The organism is Gimesia aquarii (assembly GCF_007748195.1).
In the GTDB taxonomy this organism is placed as follows: Bacteria; Planctomycetota; Planctomycetia; order Planctomycetales; family Planctomycetaceae; genus Gimesia; species Gimesia aquarii.
Genome location: NZ_CP037920.1, coordinates 5913248 through 5929859, shown reverse-complemented (window position 1 = coordinate 5929859; position 16612 = coordinate 5913248). Strand labels below are relative to the sequence as shown.

Genomic DNA, 16612 nt, shown 5'->3' with positions numbered 1-16612 from the left:
ATTTGGTGGTAAATAGTGATGAAAAAATGGTTTACAGCCCAAAATCTTTTCAAGGCAAACCATTCAATTTGCGAATGGCCCATTCCACGGTGAGAATACCCATGATCAAAACGAGAATAAACCAGTGATCCCAAAGCGATATTTCGTCCTGATTCGTCGTTTCCTGGCTTAATGAGGGCAATAATTCCAAGAGTTGGTCCATGGTCTGGGGAGTCAGTAATTGCCCTCCACTGGACTCAGCGATTTCTGTAAGTAATTGCGGGTTCGAAGTCAAATTACCCAACTCAATCGTTTTAATTTCATGAACAAACAAAGGAGTTGTGATTTCCTTTCCTTGGGTTACTTCAGTGGAGGTCATTAGTTTGAGTTCATATTCACCCGCCGGAAGCGGTGGAATGTTGGCTTCATGAATGAGTGGCTGGTTCTTTTGTCTGATTAATTCGAATGAATTAATGACTTTTTCCGGGTTTGTGGTTTTGTAAATCGCAACGGTAGATTTCACATCCGGGAATTGATCAAGATACGCCTGCGTCCAACGCGCGGTGGCGGTCGAGATTTCGCCGGCATAGATATCTGTTTTACTCAAACTGAATTTGACAAATTCATTACCTGCGGCTGCTTTGTTACGCGCAGCCCAGCGTGCTAATTGTCCCCAGAAGCGATGGTGATAGCGGTCGCCTACACGAAACCGCCAGCGCCAAGTACTATCGATGCCAATCCAGATCACTTGACCGGCTCCATAATGACGATGAATGATGACGCCATCTTTGCTTTCGTCCAGGGGAGCGTTGAATGGAGAGACGCCGTAGGCTAAGACTGTTGTTCCTGGTTTTTGATCTCCCTGGATGAACCAGAGGTGTCCTGGTAGTTGATCCCAGATCTCACGGTTGAATTCCGGAGTCACATCAAACTGGAACAGTGACTCTTTTTCTCCTTCTGGAGTGAGTCTGAGACGCATACCTCGTTCCGCAGGAGGTACTTTGAAATTCGCCTGATTCCAGTTCACCATTTTCATTTTATCGAGTGGTAGTAATTCTTCCAGAATTTCAGAGCGATGTGCTAAGGGAAGATATTTTTTCCCTGCCAGTAGCACCAGAGTGCCTCCCTGTTCTGCGACAAATTTTTTGATATGATTCCAATTCTCCTCTTTGAGATGATTGGGTGAAACATCTCCAATGATAATCAAATCCTTTTCACCAAACGGATTTGAACTTTTATCCTGGTTTGGTGGTTCGTTTTCAGGAGGTTTTTTTGTTGATAATTGATTTGGAAAGAACGGTTTTGGTAAGAGTCCTAGATAAGGTTGCTCGAATAGAACCTGTTCCAGATCGATTCGCTTATCACGCTGCAAAGCATTATGCAAGAAACGAAATTCCCAGCGAGCCGTCTCATCAACCAGCAAGACATGGGACTTATCATCAACGATATTAATGGCAAAGTTTTTTTCATTATTATCGTCACGAGTTTCTCCCGGCAAGATATCTGTTTGCAGCGTAAATTCCTGTCTTCCAAGTTTGTCTGCCTTCAATTCAAATTCAAGAGTTTTGCTCTTGCCCCGAGCGGTGAAATTTCTTACGTCAAGCTCACGATCATTTTGTTTCAAGATGACACGGACGTCTTTGCCTTCGTACCCATTTGTGCCAATACGAGCTTTTAATAATGGTCGATCATCTTTAAACGCAGTCTGAGGAAAATCGAGTGCGGAAACAGAAATATCTTTTGGTTGATATGCTGACCCGAGTACAACCGGATAAACGGGGATCTGCATCTGCCCCAGTTGTTCTGCCGTAGAAACAGGATCAAGCTGGCTGTTATCTCGTCCATCGGTCAGCAGAATATAACTGGAGATGGGGGCAGCACCTGTATCTGAATTACTCGGGGCAGATTTGAGCGCTTGCGAGAGATTCGATAGTTCCATGTGGACCTGGTCAGGCACATCAGTCAGTGTGGTATTCAAGATTTCCTTTTCTGTAGAAATGGCATCACCTGCAAAGAGGACCAGATCAACTTGTCCTCGCTCTTGCAATTTCTCCAGAATGGGATTCGCGGGATTCAAGAGCAATTTTTGCGCAACTTCCTTACGGGAGAGTTGATCAAGTTCTTCAAAAATGGATTGAAGGTTGCTTTTGCGACTACTGGCTAATTGCGCCTTCTTTTCGGGATTGGCGGTTTCATTTTCGTCAACCCATTCTGGTTCCTTATTCGCAGCGTAAGCGGCTTCCCAGCGATCAAGCCGACTATCAACTTTTTTGTTGCCGATCATTTTCAGAGCACGCGCCAATCGCAGTTTTTCCAGATCAGTAGCGTGTCGATCCTGGGTATTCATACTGTCAGAGACATCAAGGGCTACGATGAGCCGTCCCGTCTTTTCGGTATTGAAAGACCAGGTAAGAACGGGCTCCAGAAACGTGAACAAGATTAATACAAGTGCGACCACTCTGAGAGCGATAAGCGTATTTCCAACTGAGTGGGAGACTAAACGACGCTCATAACGAAACAGCAGAACGATGGTGAAGATCGCCAGAATTACAGCGCAGACTCCGACGATAGTCCACCCGCTTAATTCAAATCCATTAAACTGAAAGTGCCGTTCACTCATATTAGTAGAGGTCTTACTACAGTGTATTGTTTGATTGTTCTAAACCATCAGGGAGCGCACTATGGCCACCTTGTACAAGTCGCCGGGTGAGAAATAACTCTCCGATCATTAAAAGCAGAAAGAACAATAAGAGAACTCTCCAGAACTCCGTTTCCGAGACGTCGGAAAACATAGCCTGTTTCAGTTCATCCAGTGTTTTAAAAAATGTTAGTTTGTATTCATCAGTCAGGGTTTTCTGTTGTTCTTCAGAGAGCGGAGTCAAATTTGATTCACTGCGGTCAAAATTGACGACAAAGCGGTCTGGCTTGAGTTCTGTCTTAAAACCAGGTTTCGGATTCAAAGCATAAATGCCGGGCAACGATGTTTGTGAACAATGAAAGGTTGAGCCATTAGTAGATTCGTCGATCGTTCCTGTCGCAGGTTCACTATTGGGATCCAGGAATTCTAATTCATCAATGGTTGTTTTGGCTGGCACTCCTACGACAATCGGTTCGTCAGTATTGATATTGCGAAACACACGGCCGGATGAAAGTTCAAAAACTGCTTCATGTAAGAAGGGGACGTAATCAGGTTTGGCAGGTAAATTATTCCAATCTGCATCGAGCGATGATGTCATTAAGAGCACGCGGCCGCGTTGATGATTCATCAAGAGCATCAGTGGTTTGTCATTAGAGAGCTGGGCAATTTCAATGGGAGCCGTTTGAAGTTTCGTCTCTGATTCTGTCTTATCATCTGGCAGAGGTTTTTTATTTGCAATCGAAACATCCCACCACTGATTATAGCGGGCTGAGGTGAGTCCGTTTGCATATTCTCCACGAAATCGTGTCAACCAGGGTGTCTGTAAACTATTTGACTTAATTTGGGTCAGATTTCCGAATTCGACACCGCTACTCGTTTCACGGGTCTTTAATTTGAGAGGGATTAAGCCCTCAGGATGGAACAATAACTTCTGATATTGTTCAACATCAATTTGATCGCCCAACGTGATCATCACTCCCCCACCTTGGTGATTGACAAAATCAATCAACGCTCCTGCTTGGACTTCCGTGAGTGCATCAACATTTGCCAGAATGACAACAGCCTGGTTTTTTAGGATCTCGCTTGTTAGCTGTTCTTTTTCGATAATGGTTGTCTGGATCCAGGGGGTACGATTAGTGGGAGCCATTAATGCTAAATTGGCGAAAAAAACTTCGCTTCTTGTTGCATCAAAGTTGGGGGTCCCATCAACCAGCAGAACAGGTAGCGCGCTAGTGACGTGTAATGCGGCATCAGATCGATCATCACCCGGTAGCTGATCCGAATCGAGTACGACGCTTACCACATGAGTACCTTCATTCTCGAATCGATGTTGGAATTCAATAGCTGCTTCTCCGTGATTTTCGATTTTCACAGATTGGGTTTTTTCTTTGATACGCTGTCCATTTACCTCGAAATACACCGGACAGATCAGAGTAGGCTCCGGCCCATCATAACGAATGGTCGTCGAAATTTTTACAGGGAGGTTTTTGACACAGACTTCGCGTGAGACAGCCAGTTGTCCTACTCGTAAATTTGATTGTAATCCCTGATTTCTTTCCCCGGAAACATTTGTGGCCCACAGGTCAATCGGAATTGCTGATTGCTGCAGTAGATCCTGCACCTGTTCCCAGAGGATCGGATCTTCTGGAGTCCAGCATAGTGCTTGATCATCCGTCAGAATGATGATTTCCCGTTCCAGGTTAGTTGTTGTACTTAGAGTTTGAATGGCTTTGGAAATCGAATTTGCCAGATTCGATGCGCCGGAAGGCGGGGGGAGATGATTTAATTTTTCTCGTACTGCTGCAAACTGATGTGTAGGTGACTCCGTTACCAGCCGTGGTTGATTGCGGGCATCGATGATGGAAACCGTATCGCCAGGATTCAATTCTTCCATAAAGCGGTGAACCCACTGTATTGCAGCAGAATGAGGAGTTGTTGCCTCACCCTCCCACCCCATGCTGTAAGAGCCGTCAATGATGAAGACGACATCGCGAGATTGTGTCGAAATATATTTTGATAAAAAGCCGCCAGAAACCCAGGGACGGGCCAATGCCAATGCGATGAGTGCAATGAGCAGCATGCGAATTGCTAGTAGCAGCCAACCTTCCAGCCGGATTTTACGTCTGGTGCGCCGTCCCAATTGCAGAAATTGCATAGCGCCCCACTGAACAACGTCATAGCGTTTACGGCTTAGTAAATGTACTAAGATGGGTAACGCAATGCCCAACAGGCCTAGCAGCATCATCGGATTGAGGAAATCAAATGTCATTATCGCTGAAACTATGTGCGAGATGAAGAGTTTGCATGGGAATCGTTTAAAATCTGGTTCGTATATAATTATATGTTGAAATCGTCGTAAATGGTATTGCTTACATAATTAACACTCTAAGTCGGAGATAAAAACAGATTTGCGGCGGAAGGTTTGGAATTGACGAATGATTGATTATGATGGACTGAACGAGTTCATGTAAGCATGTGAAGTGTTTTTTTATTTTCTACTAAAAAACACGAAATGATTTGATGAACTTAAATCCATAGTCATAGCTAATACGAAATTGAGCCGGTCTTTGTTAGTAATGATTCTGTTTATCGTCTCTTTCAACATAGTAAGTAGGAAATGTTTAAGTGCTGAACAGCTCAGATTGAACGTTAAATCTTCGATCTAAATCCCCAGCTTAAATATTCAATCATATAAAAACGGTCAAAGCGTTCCTGACGCGATAAGGTAAATACATGTTGAATCGTGTTTTCAAACATATCCTGAGCCTCTTCATTTTTGTGTCTTCGTACAATCTCTATAGTCAGAATCTTCAGGCAGATCTCTTTACCTATGTAGATGAATCTGGCCAGTCAGTCACCGTTGAGGCAATGCTCTATGGATCTGGAAAGAGACGGGGAGAGATGCTGCATGCTTTAATACTACCCGATGGGTCTATCCGTCTTGTTCCACAGGGAAAAATCAAAAAACGCATGCTGAAAGAAGCCCCCAGGCCTCTGACAGTGAAAGAGATGTCTGAGGAGTTATCAAAGAAATTTGGTACTGAAAAATTTCGATTTCATTTGCAGAGCCCATTCCTTGTGGGGGTTGTACTGGCTGCACCATTGGATGGGTCTGACAGGACAGAACTCCGCGTAAAAACGTTTCTGGAGAAAGCAGGGCGATTCTTAAAAAATGTGGAAGTCATCTTCGAAACTTATAGTAAAAAAATGGGCATCGAATTAACTGATTATGAATTTCCAATGGCAATGCTCATCTTCGAATCAGATGATGATTTTGAAGCTTATGCTAAAGAAACAACTTCACTTGGGGCTGGTGTCAAGAATGTATTAGCCTATTATTCAAGCGTTTCTAACAATTTGATTCTTCGAATGAGTGAATGTAGTTCTTTTGAAACTCCTTTACATGAAGCCATTCATTTACAGACATCCAATCGAGGTGTTGTGAAGCGATTTGCGCCGATTCCAACCTGGTTTATGGAGGGGATTGCAACCGGATTTGAAGGTAAAGGGGATCGAATCAATGTAAGTCCCGAGCGAATTAATTCACATTATGCTCTGATGTCAGGCGTCGCAAAATTGTTGAATTGGGGAGAAGTGGTTGCCCTCAATGGAGTATTTCGCGGTAGCATTTTATCAGGCGATGCTTATGTGCATGCCTGGGGTCTGCATTGGATGTTGGTCAACCAGTATCCGAAGGAGTATCTCACTTACGTGCAGAATCTTTCAGCGAAAGAACCTTTCGAAGTGTCATCGCCAAAGCAACAATACGAAGAGTTTGTTGAAATTATGAAAGTCCGCCCGGAGTCTTTGCAACTTAAATTTAAAGTCGAATTAGTGCAATCGATTCTAAAGCAGAAGCTGAAGCTCCCTCCCTTAGACGACAGAACCGTTCATCTGGAAAAACATAAGCAGGAGATGGCCATCGTGAAAATGAAGGCGACATCATACTCTCGGCTTGCTCCTCCGCGAATAGAAGGTTGGCTGCAGAACATTTCTCCCTTTCGTCCCATGACCTTTCATGTCACAGTGCAGACAAATGCTGGTACTTATGCTGAGTGGTACTTGCCTAATGTCGGAATTCGTAAGAAAATTAAGCTGAAGCCACAGAATGCTAAGCAATTGATGCAGGGCGGTTTAGGAGGCAATTGGAAAACATACCATGTTGAGGTGGAATCTGCTTATACGAACAGTAAAACTGCAAAAGAATGGGCCGAGGGTAACTTACCGGTTCCTGTTTTTTATCGCAGAACGATAACTCCCTCAAATTAATGTTTGAGATTGCACTCTATGGTTGGTTGAAAGGTAAAAGATGAAGCTTTCACTTTCAGTGAGAATTGCTGAAGCTGCTTGCAAGACAAAGTTAAATATTTCATTTACAGAATTAGCGGATATCGCTGTTGAGTCTGGTTATTCTGCACTCTGTATGCGTGCCAGTGTGGTAGGTACTCAGAGTTCGCAGTCAGAGCTGGATCAGATTCGGTCCATAGTGGATCGGGTAGGTCTAGTCGTTTCAATGGTTACAGCTGATTTTAATATTCCACAAAATAACGATCAGGCACCTGAAGCACTAAAAGATATCGAACCCAGTTTGAATGTGGCCGAGACGCTGGGATGTAAAATGATTCGAGTCTGTTTGAAATCTGAAGCAGACATTCTCCATGCACAACGAGCTGCCGATCTTGCTGCGGAACGAGGTATGCAACTGGTACATCAGTTCCACCCAGCTTGTCTCTTTGAGGAAGTAGAAAAGTCTGTTGTCATTCTGAATCAAATTGATCGTCCCAATTTTGGTCTGATTTATGAACCGGCAAGTTTACTGATGTGTGGTCAAGAGTACGGGGAGACAACACTCAAAAAAATTCTGCCCTGGCTCATGAATGTTTATGTTCAGAACTTAGTGATCACAACGGATGGTCCTGATCATCTTGAAACCTGGTGTCTGGGGGATCGCCCTTTTCAATTATTACCTTATTGGGATGAAAGCGGGCGAGGAATTGACTTCAAGTACATGATGTCCGGATTAAAAGCAGTCGACTATCATCGCTTTTTTACAGTTCATCAGGCAGAGGGCATTGTGACCGCCGCCGACGCACGTGCATATGCTGTGCGGTGTAAGGCTTGGTTTGACTCCCTGAGTTGATGACAGGTACATATAGTGATATGAAAAAAGCGTTTATCGTCAGCTTTGAACAATTGCCAGCTTGTATGCTGGGCTGCTACGGCCATCAGTGGATCGAAACACCAAACTTTGACCGGTTGGCTTCACTTTCCATTCTTTTTGATCAACATTTTGCCAATGATTTGCGCACCACCCAAAACTCGTTTCCCTGGTGGACCGGGAAAACCATTCCAGATGTGTTTGAAGCAGGCGAACAAAACAGAGCTTCTTTCGTTTCACATCTTAAGACAAAAGGTGTGAAGTCAAGCTTGCTAGTGGAATCAGATAGTCAAACGGGGCGCAATGCAACTGATCGATCTCAAGAGAATTATTTTGTAGAATTCGATCAAGTCGAGACAATAGTTGGGAAAAATGGATTCAAAGTCAGCGAAGACAAAACTCCCATAGCGCAGTTGATGCAAGCTGCAATCGAACGACTGCCAGAGTGGATGGAAGATTCTCAAGAGCGATTAATTTGGATTCGGTCCACAGGGGTTCCCTTATCTCCGTTAGCTCCGGAGTTTTTCTCTACGTTGTATCTTGATGAAGTACTCGATCAGGGAGATACGGAAGAAGAGAATTTTGATGAAGTTAATCTTGTAGGAGATCATGCTGAGCAAAGCTTATCAGAGGAAGATGAACCGTCGGATTATTCAGAACCAGATCTTGATCCAGAGGACTGGCTGGAATTGATCACGGTTGTCGCTGAGTTATTTACCAATCCTGAAGAGTGGTCTGAACTCGATGACCATGAACGACAGATGGCACGGGCCATCTATGCAGGTTATGTAACATTGCTCGATCAATGGTTTGGACGTTTCCTCGATCAAATGTTAGATTATGCAGAAACACATTCATTTCTATTGATAGTGACAGCAGCGAAGGGCGGAAACGCACTTCTAGGACCAGTTCGGCAAGCAGAGGACTGGGGGCTGTTTGAAGAAATAAGCCACGTACCTTTGTTTATTTACGATTCTAAGAATGAACAGCAAGGTAACAGACGGCAATTTCTCTCGCAGCCAGCAGATCTTCCAGTCTCAATATCATCCTGGTTCGGAAAACCACTCGAGATAGATTCCAACCTTGGAAATAATTTATTCGATGTGATTCTTGATCGAAAGGCTTTTTCTGAGCCCTTAATTTATGCCGCCAGTGATCAGGCTATTGCATTACGTTCGACAGATTTTTATTATCTGCGACTAGCAATTAATCGGGAGTCTTTCGATTCTGGAGAGACTGAAATGTTGAGTGATAACCTGACAACGCAACTTTATCAAAAGCCGATGGACCGATGGGATGTCTACGAGTTGCATGCACAACTACCTGAAGTCGTAGCACAGTTTTCCTCTCGACTTGAGCAGAGCAAAAAACATGATCAAAATTTATCATAACCCACGTTGTAGTAAGAGTCGTCAAGCACTGGCTCTGATTGAAGAGTCGGGTAATCAACTACAAGTCATCGAATATTTAAAATCACCTCCGACTGCTGAAGAGTTGGATTCCATATTGAAAAAGTTAAATCGAGAGCCGCAAGAATTAATGCGTAAAGGAGAAAAAATTTATCGCGAACTGAATCTTGCTGAACAGGAGATGTCTCGCGAAGAAGCGATTGCCGTTATGGTAGAGCATCCCACATTGATTGAACGACCCATCGTGGTCAAGGGACGAAAAGCTGTACTGGGACGGCCTCCAGAGAATGTCAACGAACTCTTATAAAGTATTAATTCTGAGTTGCGTTTGGAGAGGCAGGTAGCACATTGGACATATTTCTGCCTACAAGTAAACCGATTGAAAAAGTCAATGCAGCAAATGTGATTAGAATAATCACCCAGGTTCCCGTGGGTAGTTCATACTTTGCAGAACGTTTCAACCGCGCTTTCTTTTTTTCTACCAGCATATCGGCGGCACGTTTTTGTGCGAGGCTGGCCAGGTTGGTCAATTCGTGTTCATGGTCTAAATCAGTCGGGTTGATTTGATCTATTGCTGCTGACTGGTTGACGGGAGCTACTGGTGTTGCCGGCATCGGAGTCGGGTTGATTTCTTCAACTTGTTGAACCAGGGCACTATGATTAATTTCTCTGACTGGGATAGCTTTGAATGCCTCTGCTGAATCTGGCTCTTTGACTTGAGGTTCAGGGGCTGTTGAATTAGGAATCTGAAGATCGTGGTCGAGATCGGAATTTACTTGCTTGTCAAGCGTGACGTTAGTACCGATTGACGCTAATTCATCCAGCGCATTAGACAACTCTGAATCTTTTAGATTCAGCTTAGGCTGAGGGATGGGGGCAATTTGACCATCCAGACCAGGGACTCGCACCGATAAACCGCAGGTCGGGCAGTCTACAATTTCGCCTGCTTTGGAACGTGAAATTCCCATGAGTTGATCACAATGTTGACACCGAAATTTGATAGGCATTCGAAAGTTTCTTTTTGATCGCTTTCAAGATTGGAGGACTGGTTTAGTGCATCATACTGATAACGTCTGTAGAACTATTTTTACTACAATGAATTCATGTTGAAAAGCAAGTAAAAAGAATCAAAGAATTTTTTGTTCAGTTCTTAGGGATGACACGTATTTTAATGTAACAGAAATGGGTCTCCTTCATAGAATGAAGGTCTGACAAACGTACTTATACCTGATATAATAATAGACATTCAATTGTGCATAATAAATCCATGAACTGAATGAAATACAAAAGTTCTTATGAGTCCGTAAGTTAAGCGAGAGGTTTTTTGTGGACGTAGAAGAATTTCTGAAAAGAGACGTGAATCGTCGTCAATTTCTAGATCGAAGTGCGCGAAATGCTGCCGGAATGGCTGCGGGCGTTGTTGGCTTGGCCAGTAATGTATCACTGGCAGAATCTTCGCCAAATGAACGAGTCGTCTTGGCCGGGATTGGCGTTCGTGGGCAGGGGAAATTTTTAACATCCAGTATGGCTGGTTTTTCCGATGTCCGATTCAAAACTATCTGCGATGTAGATGAATCAGTAATACCTGCAGCAATGAAGTCGATTGAAAAGGCACAGGGAGTAGGGCCAGACTTCGTAACGGATTTTCGTAAAGTTCTGGATGACCCGGAAATTGACGGAGTTGTTATCGCGACGCCTGACCATTGGCATGCATTGATGGCAATCATGGCTTGTCAGGCAGGAAAAGATGTCTATGTTGAAAAACCCGTTTCACATAATTTCAATGAAGGAATGAAGATTATCGAGGCAGGGAGAAAGCACCAGCGTGTGATTCAATCCGGAATTCATCAACGTAGTGGTGCGCATTTTCAATCTGCAGTTGATTTTGTACGTAGTGGAAAATTAGGCAACGTTAAATTGGCTAAAGCCTGGATGATTCATCGTCGGAAACCAATCGGTAAAAAGAAAAATGCATCAATTCCGACCGGAGTGAATTATGACCTCTGGTTGGGACCGGCTGCGAAACGTCCTTTTAATCCAAATCGATTTCATTATAACTGGCACTGGTTCTGGGATTATGGAACTGGTGAGATGGGCAACTGGGGAGTGCATATGCTGGATATTGCACGCTGGGGCCTTGGTGTAGAACTACCAGAGAAAATATCCGCTTCAGGAGGAAAATATTTCTTTGACGACGATCAGGAAACACCAGATACCCAAACTGTACAGTTTAGTTATGCAGATAAAACACTTCTATGGGAGCATCGACTTTGGAGCGTGCATGGCATGGAAGGTCGTAATGCTGCCGCTGCTTTTTATGGGGATCGAGGAACACTTGTGGTCGATCGGGGGGGGTGGAAAGTTTACGATCAGAAAGAGGCTGCTACTTCCGGAACCAGTGATCAGGCTGTAACACATCATCGCAATTTTGTGGATTGCATCAAGACAAGAAACAGACCAACTTCTGATATTGAGATTGGCCATACTTCAAGTGCTTTATGTCACCTGGGTAACATTGCTTATCGAGTCGGTAGAGAAATTCACTTTGACAAAAAACAAGCACGTTTTGTCAATGACGAACAGGCAAATGGATTCCTGGGACGAGAATACCGACAAAATTGGGAACTGCCACAGATCTAATCTCAACTGATTCATACCAAAATATAAAACTTCCTGGTGAGGTACCTCGCCAGGAAGTTTTTATTGAATTCAAAGATCTGGTTAACGGTTTCCAAGATCACGGAACAAATCAGTCGTACTATTCAGACTATCGCTTCCACCAGAATTGAAGAAGTTAGAAAGTTCTACAATCGCTGGTCCCAACAGGAAGATATAAATCGCAGGCATCAGACAAAGAACAGTGGGAAATAGTAGTTTGAACGTTGCTTTGTTGGCTTTTTCATCTGCACGTTGCTGCAGACTTTCTCGCATATTATCACTGTATTCTTGAAGCGCAGATGTCACATCAGTTCCCATTTGGTCCGTTTGAATCAACAAAGAGGCGAACGAATGAACTTCGGGAACGTCAATTCGCTTACTGAAATTCGAAAGTGCTTGCGAAAAGGTTCCAATATTTGTCTGTTCAATCACAATTCTTAGCTCTTGTGCCAAAGCTGGATAAACTTTACCTAATTCACCACTCACTCTTTGCAAGGCACGAGGAACCATCATCCCTTGCGACACACACATGTTGAGCATGTCTAGCATATCGGGAATTCCCTGTTCAATTTCACTTCTTCGGTCAGAAGCCTTGCTGGTGATATAGAGGAATGGAGTCGCCCAAACAAGGATGGGTACCAGAATCATGCCAATCAGGATCGGGATTTCAAATCGTTCTGGTGCCAGGATCAATGCGATTCCAAAAAGCATGAGTGTGCCGAGAATCGAAAGATAACGAATCGCAGAAAAGTTTTGCAGAGCGTGTGGTTGATAGTAGCCCGCTGCCTGTAACTCTTTTTTCGTTTGAACTTGTCTGCCTTCAGATTCCGGCATCATTTCAGCCAGGGCAGGGGTCGCTGAGCCAAATACATAGTCATCAGTACCCATCACGGGGACATCGGCTGCTTCGACTTGTGGTAGAGCGGTCACAGAATCTTGTCCGCTTGTAGTATCAGAGGAAAACAACTGACGGTTTTTCCACGTTACAGGGGCAGATGCTGAAGAAGTCGTTGAAGGTGTTAATGACGTTTCTTCAGTTTCAATTACAGCTTCATGAGTTTCCTGCTCTGTTGGCTGAGGAGTCTTTTTTCGGATAATGCGATACAACATCCACAGAATGATAAGACCACAAACCGCATAAAAGACTGTAATTGTTGTTGGTGTAAACATAGGATTGCCCTCGCCATCTTGTGGCAGGTCTCATTAATTTATAGTTTGATCAGGTACGTTGACTTGTTTTAAGGACTCTTAGAACCCAGATGGATCCAATTACTTGTAATGCGATAGCAGTAAATGTCGCTCCACGCCCCCAGGAAGACGCCATCAATGTGGTCAAATAAGTTGAATCACGTAAGATGAAGAACCCTAAAATCAAAGGGGGCAGGGCAATCATCAAAACTGCCGTCGCACGGCTACCGGCAGTTGCTGTTCGCAATCGACCCAAAAATAACATACGGTCACGAATGGTTCTTGCCAGTCGTTCAAGAACTTTGACCAGGTCGCCCCCGGTTTCCTGATGAACGATTAATGCCATCGAAAGAATGTTCAAACTCGCTACACCGGTTTGTTCGTAAAGTCCATCCAAAGCCGCCTTCATCGAAACGCCCATTTGTAACCTTCGGGCTGACTTTTTGAGTTCATCACCTAAAGGTGCTGCGGTTTTTTCTGCGACATCGATAAAACAGTGGGTTAAGCTACGTCCCGTTTTTGCAGAACGAGCCAGTTCGTCAATCATATCCGAAAGTTGTTCATTGATTTGTTTCTGGCGTCGACTGCGTCGGAAAATTAAATAGCCGATAGGTAGCATGGCCCCGAACATTACAGCCATCGATGTGGAAAGGAAATTTTCCTGTAAAATAAAGACTAGTCCGCCTAGCAGGATCGACATCATCAAGCAGAAAAACAAGACAACACTTGGATGGGCGTCGATTCCAGATTGGACGATCAATTCATCAAAACCACCATTCACACGATTCCCAATTTCTTTAGAATCGGTGGTGGCATATTTATTTCGATCGCGGAGGATTTCGGAAAAATCATCTGCAGAATTACGGGTATTAATTGCGGCATCGGTTGCCATCGGTAAATCTCCTATTCATCCTGCTTGTCTGATGGTCTTTGAGTTAATTCTAATTCACGTGCATGAAAGAGGTCTTCGGAGTCGTTAAAGTTAGTCTGAGTTAACCAGTTCATTGCAACAGGTTTATGACCGGTGGCATAAAATGATCCATGCACTTCACCTTCTGAATCAACGTTGGTAATGCGATAGACAAACAGGTCTTCCACCATATATTCGCCATTCTGGAACCCGATCAGTTCCGAAATACGCATAACTTTTCGTTTACCATTGGGGAGTCGAGTAATGTGTACCAGCAAGTGAACGGCTGAAGCGATATAACGACGGGCAATAGTGTTAGGAAGCTCTGCCCCTGATAGTGCAATCATCAACTCAAGCCGGTCTAAGGCGTCACGTGTATCATTGGCGTGAACGGTACTCATCGAACCATCGTGACCAGTATTCATCGCCTGCAGCATTTCCAATACTTCACCGCCACGCGACTCACCAACAATGATGCGATCAGGCCGCATTCGAAGACTGTTTTTCAATAAGTCTCTCTGGTTAATTTCTCCTTGACCTTCAATGTTGGAAGGTCGGGCTTCGAGAGAAACCACATCTGGTTGCTGAAGTTGTAATTCCGCTGTCTGTTCGATGGTGACAATTCGTTCTTTACCAGAAATATAACGGCTCAGATTATTCAAGAGTGTCGTTTTTCCAGCACCAGTACCACCACTAATCAGGATATTAAGGCGACCATTAACCGCGATTTCCAGGAACTTTGCCATATCAGGTGCTAGCGATTCCATTCGCACCATATCATCAAAGAGTAAAGCCTGTGTTCGGAAACGTCGAATAGAAAGTGTTGGACCTTTTAAAGCCAACGGTGGAATGACAGCGTTTAAACGGGAGCCATCGGGAAGTTTGGCATCGACCATCGGCGATACTTCGTCAATTCGGCGACCGGCGCGACCCACAAGGCGGTGAATCAATTGGATTACGTGTTCGTCGTCAGCAAAGTTGATATCGGTTTGTTCCAAAACCCCGTTACGTTCAATGAAAACCTTGTCGGCACCATTTACCAGCACATCGCTGATGTCAGGATCACTCATTAATGGTTCCAGTGGACCAAAACCGTAGATTTCGTCCAGGATTTCGCGCACCATCACATCGCGATTATTTTGGTTCAATTCAATATCTTGTTGCATGCAGAGATGCTCTGCTAATCCTCGCAACTTCACACGCAAATCTTCCTCAGGCAGTTCTCCTGCTTTCGAAAAATCAATGGCGTCGACCATCTGATGATGCAGTTGCGTTTTCAACCTTTGAAAGGCTTTTTTGGCTTCTACTGTTGAAGTCTCAACGGTAGTTTCGCTTTGTAATACCATTTTAATCTCCGCCCTTACTGGGTCAGATAAAGCTTGTAAATGTATTTATTTTGACGTTCTTCTTTGTTGTCTTTTTCTTTTGATGCTTTCTGAGCAGAATTTGAGTCTGTTTCAGATGGATTTATTTCTGCTAGAATCACAGCACGCGATGTGATCACTCCGGGTTGAAGAATGATTTCGCAGGACTGATTATCAAGTCTCTTAATCGCCATAATTCTTCCGGCAACCATATTTGTGCAATCGGCAATTCCATTAAAAGATCGAGGTGTCGCATCGACTTTGTCATACAAGAAACAAATACGGCACTGAGCAATCATTCGCTGAAACGCATCCTGCTCACTATCTTCAATATTGGGGCTACAGGCAATTTGGATTGATCCTGAATCAAACAGTAATTGACCGTGAAAGTCTTTTAAATTCTGTTCGGACAACCCTGATAAAATTTGTTGATCAACAATTTCAGAATTAAACTTTGAGCCGAAGTCCAGAATTTGCATATTCGCGTCTGAAATATTTCCTCGACGTGGTTTACTTGTCAGTCGAATTTCCGGGATTCCGTCAGAGCCTTTTTTGACAGTTTGAGTTTCAGGATCGAATTGATATTCGTCTTTTCCTTGTTTCTGATCAATCTGAAGCTCCCAGGTCTCCATGTGTTTTCCAGAAGGATCATTCTTCAGAATTGCCAGCGGAAATGCAGGAATAGAAACATTTTCAAAAGGACGGACCCCAATAATATTGTTGTCAATGGAAGCTTCAATCTGCGCCCCGGCTGTTCCCAGATTTGTCTGCATTAAATCAGACATGAAATCTGCCACAGGGTTATTAAGTCGATTTGCATGATGCGTTTTAATTTGAACGCTCGTTGGTTGATTATCGGTTTGAACAAATTGTCTCACTCCGGTACCAGCCACGGGAATCGATTTCCCAAAGAGTAAATTGTCACCTTTGGTCAATTGAATTCCAATTCTTTGCCCTGCGACAGTATTCAGAATAATTGCTTTGTTGGCAGTCTTTTCGGCTCGATTCATCAGAGTCTGGAAATCAGGTTTTTCCTTCAACAACTCATCAGATGCCAATTCATGGCCAGCCGCTAACACTGCTGTTTCGACACAAGTCGTCACTTCCAAAGAAGCCGCATCTAACCAGAGGCGATTCACAATTAGTGCAATCCCTGCCATTACAATTAGCATCACCATCGCAGCCAGAGGGGTTATGATCCCTCGTCGACCAGCGATGGTCTGTGATACTCTGGTGGTGGTTTTCGGATAACGTTTCATGAGTGTCAAATTCAATACTCAACGACAACTGGAATAATAAAAACGAGAA

General features: G+C 43.9%; 12 protein-coding genes. 5 read left to right on the top strand and 7 right to left on the bottom strand.

All coding sequences use genetic code 11. From position 1 onward, the window contains the following. Positions 1-49: 49 nt before the first annotated feature. Positions 50-2599: a vWA domain-containing protein gene (locus V144x_RS22555; protein WP_144988422.1), complete on the bottom strand. Its 2550-nt coding sequence runs from the start codon at positions 2597-2599 to the stop codon at positions 50-52. A 16-nt stretch (positions 2600-2615) separates the two neighbouring features. Further along, positions 2616-4886, bottom strand: coding sequence for a BatA domain-containing protein (locus tag V144x_RS22550; RefSeq protein WP_144988420.1), 2271 nt, complete (start codon positions 4884-4886; stop codon positions 2616-2618). Between the two features lie 464 nt (positions 4887-5350). On the opposite strand from V144x_RS22550, the gene V144x_RS22545 reads away from it, so the two are divergent. From V144x_RS22545 to arsC, 4 genes are read left to right on the top strand one after another with little or no spacing between them, the layout of a single operon-like run. Next, entirely contained in the window at positions 5351-6886 is a 1536-nt protein-coding gene (locus tag V144x_RS22545) for a DUF1570 domain-containing protein (protein ID WP_144988418.1), read from the top strand. A 40-nt stretch (positions 6887-6926) separates the two neighbouring features. Further along, complete coding sequence (locus V144x_RS22540; protein WP_144988416.1) at positions 6927-7757, top strand: sugar phosphate isomerase/epimerase family protein; 831 nt, start codon at positions 6927-6929, stop codon at positions 7755-7757. Between the two features lie 20 nt (positions 7758-7777). Beyond that, positions 7778-9166: a sulfatase-like hydrolase/transferase gene (locus V144x_RS22535; protein ID WP_197998584.1), complete on the top strand. Its 1389-nt coding sequence runs from the start codon at positions 7778-7780 to the stop codon at positions 9164-9166. Then, complete coding sequence (gene arsC / locus V144x_RS22530; RefSeq protein ID WP_144988412.1) at positions 9147-9491, top strand: arsenate reductase (glutaredoxin); 345 nt, start codon at positions 9147-9149, stop codon at positions 9489-9491. Before V144x_RS22535 ends, arsC begins: the two co-directional genes overlap by 20 nt. A 4-nt stretch (positions 9492-9495) precedes the next feature. On the opposite strand, the gene V144x_RS22525 is transcribed toward arsC, so the two are convergent. Next, positions 9496-10191 (bottom strand): FmdB family zinc ribbon protein, encoded by a 696-nt coding sequence (locus V144x_RS22525; protein ID WP_144988410.1) that lies wholly within the window; start codon positions 10189-10191, stop codon positions 9496-9498. Positions 10192-10510: 319 nt separating this feature from the next. Here V144x_RS22525 and V144x_RS22520 point away from each other — a divergent pair, with 319 nt between their 5' ends. Further along, positions 10511-11824, top strand: a complete 1314-nt coding sequence (locus V144x_RS22520; protein WP_144988408.1) for a Gfo/Idh/MocA family oxidoreductase — start codon at positions 10511-10513, stop codon at positions 11822-11824. Between the two features lie 81 nt (positions 11825-11905). On the opposite strand, the gene V144x_RS22515 is transcribed toward V144x_RS22520, so the two are convergent. The 4 genes from V144x_RS22515 to V144x_RS22500 are packed head-to-tail and all read right to left on the bottom strand — an operon-like array spanning position 11906 to position 16563. Further along, positions 11906-13012: a type II secretion system F family protein gene (locus V144x_RS22515; protein WP_144988406.1), complete on the bottom strand. Its 1107-nt coding sequence runs from the start codon at positions 13010-13012 to the stop codon at positions 11906-11908. 49 nt (positions 13013-13061) lie between these two features. Then, on the bottom strand, positions 13062-13922 hold the full coding sequence (locus tag V144x_RS22510; RefSeq protein WP_144988404.1) for a type II secretion system F family protein: 861 nt from the start codon (positions 13920-13922) through the stop codon (positions 13062-13064). A gap of 11 nt (positions 13923-13933) precedes the next feature. After that, the gene (locus V144x_RS22505; RefSeq protein WP_144988402.1) at positions 13934-15286 is read right to left on the bottom strand and encodes a CpaF family protein; all 1353 of its coding nucleotides are present in this window, start codon (positions 15284-15286) and stop codon (positions 13934-13936) included. A 14-nt stretch (positions 15287-15300) separates the two neighbouring features. Continuing rightward, a complete protein-coding gene (locus V144x_RS22500; RefSeq protein ID WP_144988400.1) occupies positions 15301-16563 on the bottom strand; it encodes a hypothetical protein in 1263 nt (420 codons plus the stop codon). Positions 16564-16612 lie beyond the last annotated feature (49 nt).